Source organism: Odoribacter sp. (assembly GCF_985060555.1).
Window position 1 is genome coordinate 24,977 of record NZ_CFKYFN010000012.1, and the last position, 7,435, is coordinate 32,411.

A 7,435-nucleotide genomic window follows, 5' to 3' on the forward strand; every position below is an offset into this window, starting at 1 on the left:
TTTTATTCTCTTTTCACCTTACCCTAATCTCCGTCCTCCTATTCTCCTTTCTCCCCTCTTCCGTATCATTAGTCCTCAAGGGGCGATCCTTGCCATATCCTTTATATTCCATCCGTTCCTTCTGAATATGATTCAAGAACAAATATTTATACACCTCGAAAGCCCGATTTTCCGACAGCCGATAATTATGTTGATCACTCCCCGTATTATCGGTATGGCCGGATATCTCGATCTTTACCTCAGGATTCTGTTTAAGAAACACGACCAATTGCCGTAATTCCGGATAAGATTCGGGCCGTAACCGATAGTCGTCGACATCAAAAAAGATTCCCTTGAGAACCAATGTCTGTTCTTTTTGGATCGGTCTTAAACAGAGCGTATAGATTCGGGGATTTTCTCTCGTATTTTCTTTCACTTGCAGGGTATCCGAATAATACAAATAGCCCTGTTTAACAGCGCTCACCCATAATAATTTATTCACAGGAATACAAGCCAGCATATCCGTCCGGGCATCGACCCGGTCGTAACAAGCCAGGGTATCACCGGTCCCCACTTCTGTTAATGTCAACCCATCGGGTATTACCGGCTCACCGGCTTCATTTACAGTCAACAGCCTCAAATAAGAGGCAGGCGGACAAGCCACCTCTTCTCCTAGCCGATATCGGTAAATACAACGTTTCCCGCTGATATCCGACGAAAAATATCCCCATTGACCGCTAGCATCCACCATAAACCCGAATTCATCCCTTTGGGTATTCACTGTAATACCGATATTCAGCGGTGGGGTCACCTGTTCCACGTCCACTTTATAGATATCTTTCCGTCCCATCCCCGCATATCCGTCGGAAGCAAAAAACAACGTTTTATTATCGAAATACAGGAAAGGGGCCATTTCATCTCCTCCGGTATTAAAATAAAGGCAACGCGGCTGTGACCACAACTGTCGTCCGTCCGCCTCCCGCCTTAGCAAATACGAAAACCAAATATCGCTTCCCCCTCTCCCTCCCTCACGGGTAGAAGCAAAATACAAACGTGTACCGTCGGCCGATACCGCCGGTTGAGCCTCCCAGCCATCGGTATTGACCGGGGCGCCCAGATTGACCGGTTCCGACCAGGACGTATCCGACAAGCGGTAAGCCACATAAATATCAAAACTATTCCGGCCGTTTTCCCTGGAAAAATACATCATTCGCCCATCGGCTGTCAGTGAAGGAGCCCCATAATTTTCTCTACCGGAAAAATTCAACGCATAGCGTCTGTCGCCTTGCAACATCCACATCGTTTCTTGTTCGCCGGCCTGTTCGGTAAACAAGAAGGTTTGTCCGGTCACATCCAATGCCGGCCAATACACCGGGCATCCGGCCTCATAAAACACTTCGGGAGGTTGTTTGGTTTGGGTCCGCAAAGCCTCCAGGGCAAACCGGCAATTTTCCATCTGTCGCTCCGCCACTGCCTTTACCTGCAAGCGTTTATCCCAACTCAGATACCGCCCGTAATGTGCCAAAGCTTTTCCGTAATCGGCTTCATCGAAATAATATTCGGCCAAAATAAAATAATAATAAGGATGACTTTTCAGAGAATCCAAAGCCAAAGCCGTTTCGATAGCACGGATTTCCTGAATCTTATCTCCTTTTTTGTTGTATATATCTGCTTTCAACAGATACAAGGGTGAAAAACCCTGATCGAAAGTCTCTGCTTTCAAAAGTAATCCCAAAGCTTTCTCCTTATCTCCTTCGCGAAAAGACTCCCGTGCCTGCTGGAAAAGTCCCCAGGCCTTTTTATTTACCGGATGTTGCTGTTGTGCTTGTACACCGAAAACAACAAAGCAAAATAACACACAACCAACGATATTCCACCTATCTTTCATTTTAGTTCCATTTCCCGCTATCATCCGCTCAAATTTTTACAAAGATACCGGAAAATTTTTAAAGACCTCACCTCCCGCTTCGAAACAAAAAACCTGCGTAAAGAAAAAATTCCTCACACAGGCCGGATTTATACAACCGAATCGTTTTTTAATAGTTATCGGGGAACAGTTCGAAATATCCTTTCGGATGCAGGCAGGAAGGACAAATTTCGGGAGGAGTTTTGCCGACATGTACATAACCGCATTTACGGCAATACCAGCGGACTTCTTCCGGGCGGGAAAAGACCAGATTATCCCGTATATTTTGTAATAATTTCAGGTAACGTTGCTCATGCATCTTCTCCACTTCGGTCACATATTTAAAAGTTGCGGCCACTTTTTTGAAGCCTTCCTCTTCGGCAATTTTCCCGAATGCCGGATACAAATTGAAAGCCTCGTCGTGTTCGCCGTCGGCAGCTTCTGCCAGATTAGCCAACGTATCCAATAAAGCTCCGGCAGGATAAGCGGCTGTGATTTCCAGCATTCCTCCTTCAAGGTAGCTAAAGAATCGTTTGGCATGCATTTCTTCCTGTAAAGCGGTCTCATAAAATATGCCGGCTATTTGCTCATACCCTTCTTTCTTTGCAATCTCCGAGAAAAAAGTATAACGGTTCTTTGCCTGTGATTCTCCGGCAAAGGCTTTCAGCAAACTCTTTTCTGTTTCTGTACCTTTTATCATTTTGTCCATAAGATTAATATTTAATGAATAGCTGAATCTTATACGCTCAAAATACAAACAGGTTTAAAATTATTCAAATAAAAATCCATCCCCATACATCGGACGAGTTGGAAATTCATGTTCAAAAAAGAAATAATCCTTTCCAAAAGCCGGACGCAGTTCACTAAACCAGGTCGCTTTCGGATCATAGGCGGCAAAAAAAGGCATATCTACCCACTTCGGATTACGACCTTGGATAAAACGCAGGACAAACACTTTCTCTCCCTTGATTTCGGCCACTCCCAGCAGTTGGATTTTGCCCGGCTCGTCGCTCATACTCGGTCCTCTCACCGTACGGCAGATACCGCTGACCTGACTATAAGCCTTACGGAAAATATCCCAGCATTTCTCTAAAGGAATTTCAAAATAATGCTTAGCCCCGGTATCCCGGGCCACAAACATATAATAAGGGATACAACTCAAGTCGACCTGTTTCCGCCACATCTCCCGCCAGATCTCCGGAGAATCGTTGATGTGTCTCAATAAAGGAGACTGGGTACGAATCTGTGCGCCCGTATTCCGGATCCGCCGGATAGCTTCGCATACAGCTGCCGTAGAAAGTTCCACCGGATGATTGAAATGTGCCTGAAAAGACAAGTTTTTACCGGTAGCGGTCACTTTTTCAAATAAACGCAATACCTCAGCGGCATCCACATCGGAAATAAACCGGTAGGGCCAGTATGCCAAAGCTTTCGAACCGATCCTGATCGTACGGATATGCTCTAATCCTGGTTGTAATAAAGGTTCTATATAAGCCGACAATAAGGAAGCGCTCATGGTCATCGGATCCCCTCCGGTGAATAATACGTCCGTAACCTGAGGATGCAACCGCAGATACTTCAATAACAGGTCCGTTTCTTTCATTGCGAACTTCAGCTCATTCATACCGGAAAACTGCGGCCAACGAAAACAAAAACTACAATAGGCATGACAGGTCTGTCCCTGAGCCGGAAAAAACAATACGGTTTCCCGATATTTATGCTGTATACCTTTCAAACGGATATCCCCCAGCATAGGTACGTTGTGATCCTGGCCGGCGGGGTTAGGATTCAATTCAAGACGAACAGCATTGACTGCTGCTATAAATTCTTCTTTTCCGACCTCTTGAGCCAATAATTTACTAACGACTGAAAAATGCTTTTTCGATAACATTTCACGACGTGGAAAATTCAAGGTAAAAATAGGGTCTGTATCTATCCGTTCCCAATCGATCAGTTCTTCCACGACATAGTTATTCGTCTTAAACGGTAACACCCTTCCAACCACCTCAATTGCCTGTAATTCTTCCTTATTCAAACGGGTTATTTGACGAATATTCCGATAATTTGTCAGACCATAAGCCTGATAAGTTCGTTCCATTCTACTTCCTTTAAAATAAATATTATACAATCGACCAGTACTCCACCCAGGGAGTGAGAATAATGTACCTCTAACCAGAAAAGTAACAGAGCCACAAGCTTTCTGCTGAATATCGATAAAGTCCGAACGTTCTTCGCGATGAGCAATCCCCATCCGAAACAGACACCCCGCAGTAATCAGTAAATGCTATTTTATCAAGTTTATAAAATTACGACATTTTTTTCAAATTTCCAAATGGTCTCCCTTGTCGTTCTTTTTCTTTTCCACTCAAAAGGGGTGCCGGCTTCCCGAACACCCCTCTATCAGAACAACATAAATACAATTTTATTTCACAATCTGCATATAAACAGGATCTCCTTTGTAAGGATAGAAAGAAATATCGGTAGCAGCCCAATTTTTCAGGTCCGGTTGCATCTGGATCGCCTTTTGCAAAGAGACTGCCATTTCTTTGGTATCTTTTATCCTGGCAGCAGCTACAGCCTGCATATAATAATCCATCGCATTCTGCATTTTAATCTTACGGAAAGTCTCCAAAGCTGCGCGGTTGTCGTTATTCATCAATTGAGCATAAGCCAGGTTGATGTTGGGTTTATCTTTCAGATAGGGAATCGCTTTTGCATATTCTCCGTTTTGCATCAGGATCAATCCCATATTATAACGGGCTTCTTTCCGGATCTTGGCTTTGTCGAAATATTGGGCAGCTTCCCGTTTATGCCCCATTTGTGCATGGATTACCCCCAAGTTATTGTTTACGGTAGCATCCTGCTTCAAAGCAACAGCTGCTTCCAGTATTTTCTGTGCTTTCGAATATTCTTTATTATTGATAGCCATCACAGCCAGATCGTTCAATAACTGCCAATTGGTCTGAGCGGTCACTGCCGGAGTCTTTTCAGTCAACTGAGGTACAAAATAAGTCAGTTGCACATCTTCCTGTACAGTAGTGGGAACCGTGTAGAATACGAAGAAATCGGCACGGCGAAGGACCGGAAGGATCACCTCTTTCAATTCAGGAATTTTAGCGATATAAGAATCGATCACTTTATTCCGGGCAGTGGCATTCGGAGCACTTTTCAAGTCTTTGATAATCTGATCTTTGTTCTTAATATTTGAATCTCCAAGAAGCATATACAAACCGTTCCAGTTTTCAGTAACCGTTTGCTGAACTACAAATTTCGGATTACGGGCCATCGGTGTATTCTGCAATTTCAGGTCTTTTTCAAAGAAACTCTTGGCAGACCGGAAACGGGTATTGGCCAGGTTCTTATTCAAACGTTCGGCACCTTCGGGAGAATTGGATACATAAATAAACATATTCGTAATTTTGGCATTCTTATCTGCCAAAACTTTTTCCATGGCTTTCACCGCCTGAGTCATTACCGGCGAATTTTGTTCAGCCTGGCTAATCGTAGATTTTCCCAGTGGAAACATCACATAACCACTTACCACACCGACAGCCTCTGCCGGAACATCACTCACAAAAGTCTCGGTCATAGCCGGAACATAATTTACTCCGTCCAGCGTGAATGCCGGTTGTTTCCAAACTTTGATTCCATTTTTATTCAGGATTACCGGGCTCAGCATAAAGGACTTGTTACCGCGCATAGCTTCGATATCTGCCCAGAGTACTCCATCCTCCATTCCCGGTTTGAAATTAAAGGACATTTTCTGAGTAAAACTGGTTCCTTTATCATAGTTCACCACCGGATAACTGGCGTTTTTCACATTTTCTCCCTGTAAAAACATCGGTTGCAAATTCATCATCTGGCTACCGTACTGAATTTTGGGTGTAATTTTCAGAATCATCTTTTTATCAAACTGTTTAGGAGCAAAATTGATGGTATAATTGAAATTTACCACTCCATTCACAGATTCCAATTGTTCCGGATTAACATAGCCCACAACGGCTGTTTCGATCACTTCCTTCTGTAATTTTTTCATCGAATTACATCCGGTCATGAAAAACGCCAGTGTCAAAACTGCCAATCCCGTCATTAAAAATGTACGTTTCATACTTCTCGTTTTTAGTTTAACTTATCAGTTTTTAATTCAGTTTTCTCTTACCTACTCTTTTAACGGAAAGCCTCACCGAAAGTTTCATCCCTAAAAGGGAGCAGGTGACGAAGGATTTTCAAAAATTCCGTTTTATTTATACCTTTGCAGGTATAATTCGTTTATAAAATTTTTAAAGTTGCTCTTTCGTCGCTTAAAGTTTATAAACCAATCCGACTCTACGACTAAAACAAGATACTCATGGCAGATAATCAGGGTTTAAAACCGATCTATATCGAACAACTTTTCAGAAGCAAAAATCCGGGAGTAGCCAAAATGATTCCCGGGTTTATTTATTCCTATCTGAAAAAAGTGATCCATCAAGACGATATCAATGATTTTATTACCCGTTACGGTGACCGGAAAGGGCTGGACTTCTCCGATGCGATATTGGAATATCTCCATGTTTCCTATCAGGTGATCGGCGAAGCGAACCTGCCTTCCCCCGACGGCCGGTATATTTTTGTGTCCAATCATCCTCTGGGTGGACCCGATGGTATTATTTTAATCTCTTTTTTAGGTACACGTTACCCGGAATTGAAATTTCCGGTAAACGATCTTTTATTAAACCTAAAGAATCTGAACAACATTTTCTTACCGGTCAACAAGCATGGTGCCCAAGCGAAAGACGCCGTTTCTGCATTGGAAGACGCTTATGCTTCCGACTGTCAGATGATCATGTTTCCGGCCGGTCTGGTCAGCCGTAAACAACAAGGGATCATCCAAGACCTGGAATGGCAAAAAAGTTTCGTATCCAAAGCCATCCAGCATCGACGGGATATTGTCCCGATCTTTATCGATGGAAGAAATTCGAACTTTTTTTACAACCTGGCGAATTTCCGGAAAAAAATCGGCCTGAAAGCCAACATCGAAATGCTTTACCTGCCGGATGAAACGTTTAAACAACGTAACCGCACGTTCACGCTCTATATCGGACAGCCGATCGAATGGGAAAGTCTGGATAAAAGCAAAAAACCGATCGAATGGGCTCAGGAAATCAAACGTAAAGTTTATCTGCTGAAAGAAGGCCGGTAAAGTATTTTTGCCTGATGCGAACTCTTACCGTCATTCCAACCCGTTAAACCGGAAACCCAAAGTAACTTTCCGGGAAAAGTTACGTTTGTTTCAAATTAAAAAAGGTAGAATTATTCTGTCGTTACTTATTCGTCTTCGGTGTTCGTGTTTAGGGACCCGGTCGCTTCTGTCGGTCGTCTAGCCCTTTCTATCACTGACCGGCGGAACTCCTCACTACGTTCGTCAGACACCACCGGTCGGGCGTTCAGAAAAAGCAAGACGACACCCGACAGAGCTCCAATGGTCCCCGAACACGAACACCTCCGACTCACGTTATCACTGCATGGAAAACGAACTGTGACCTGAAAGGTATAAACTTCTATCAAACA

At 43.5% G+C, this 7,435-nt stretch carries 5 protein-coding genes; 1 reads left to right on the plus strand and 4 read right to left on the minus strand.

Going from position 1 to position 7,435, the window contains the following annotated elements:
- Positions 1–13: 13 nt before the first annotated feature.
- The 4 genes from AC5RDS_RS01615 to AC5RDS_RS01630 form a co-directional block, all read right to left on the minus strand.
- Positions 14–1,867, minus strand: a complete 1,854-nt coding sequence (locus tag AC5RDS_RS01615; RefSeq protein ID WP_167535984.1) for an OmpA family protein — start codon at positions 1,865–1,867, stop codon at positions 14–16.
- A gap of 148 nt (positions 1,868–2,015) precedes the next feature.
- On the minus strand, positions 2,016–2,594 hold the full coding sequence (gene rbr, locus AC5RDS_RS01620) for a rubrerythrin (RefSeq protein ID WP_013611354.1): 579 nt from the start codon (positions 2,592–2,594) through the stop codon (positions 2,016–2,018).
- Positions 2,595–2,654: 60 nt separating this feature from the next.
- Positions 2,655–3,983, minus strand: coding sequence for a KamA family radical SAM protein (locus tag AC5RDS_RS01625; protein ID WP_013611355.1), 1,329 nt, complete (start codon positions 3,981–3,983; stop codon positions 2,655–2,657).
- Positions 3,984–4,307: 324 nt separating this feature from the next.
- The gene (locus AC5RDS_RS01630; RefSeq protein ID WP_013611356.1) at positions 4,308–5,993 is read right to left on the minus strand and encodes a tetratricopeptide repeat protein; all 1,686 of its coding nucleotides are present in this window, start codon (positions 5,991–5,993) and stop codon (positions 4,308–4,310) included.
- Between the two features lie 240 nt (positions 5,994–6,233).
- Here AC5RDS_RS01630 and glsA point away from each other — a divergent pair, with 240 nt between their 5' ends.
- Positions 6,234–7,067, plus strand: a complete 834-nt coding sequence (gene glsA / locus AC5RDS_RS01635; protein ID WP_013611357.1) for a lyso-glycine lipid O-acyltransferase GlsA — start codon at positions 6,234–6,236, stop codon at positions 7,065–7,067.
- Positions 7,068–7,435: the final 368 nt, after the last annotated feature.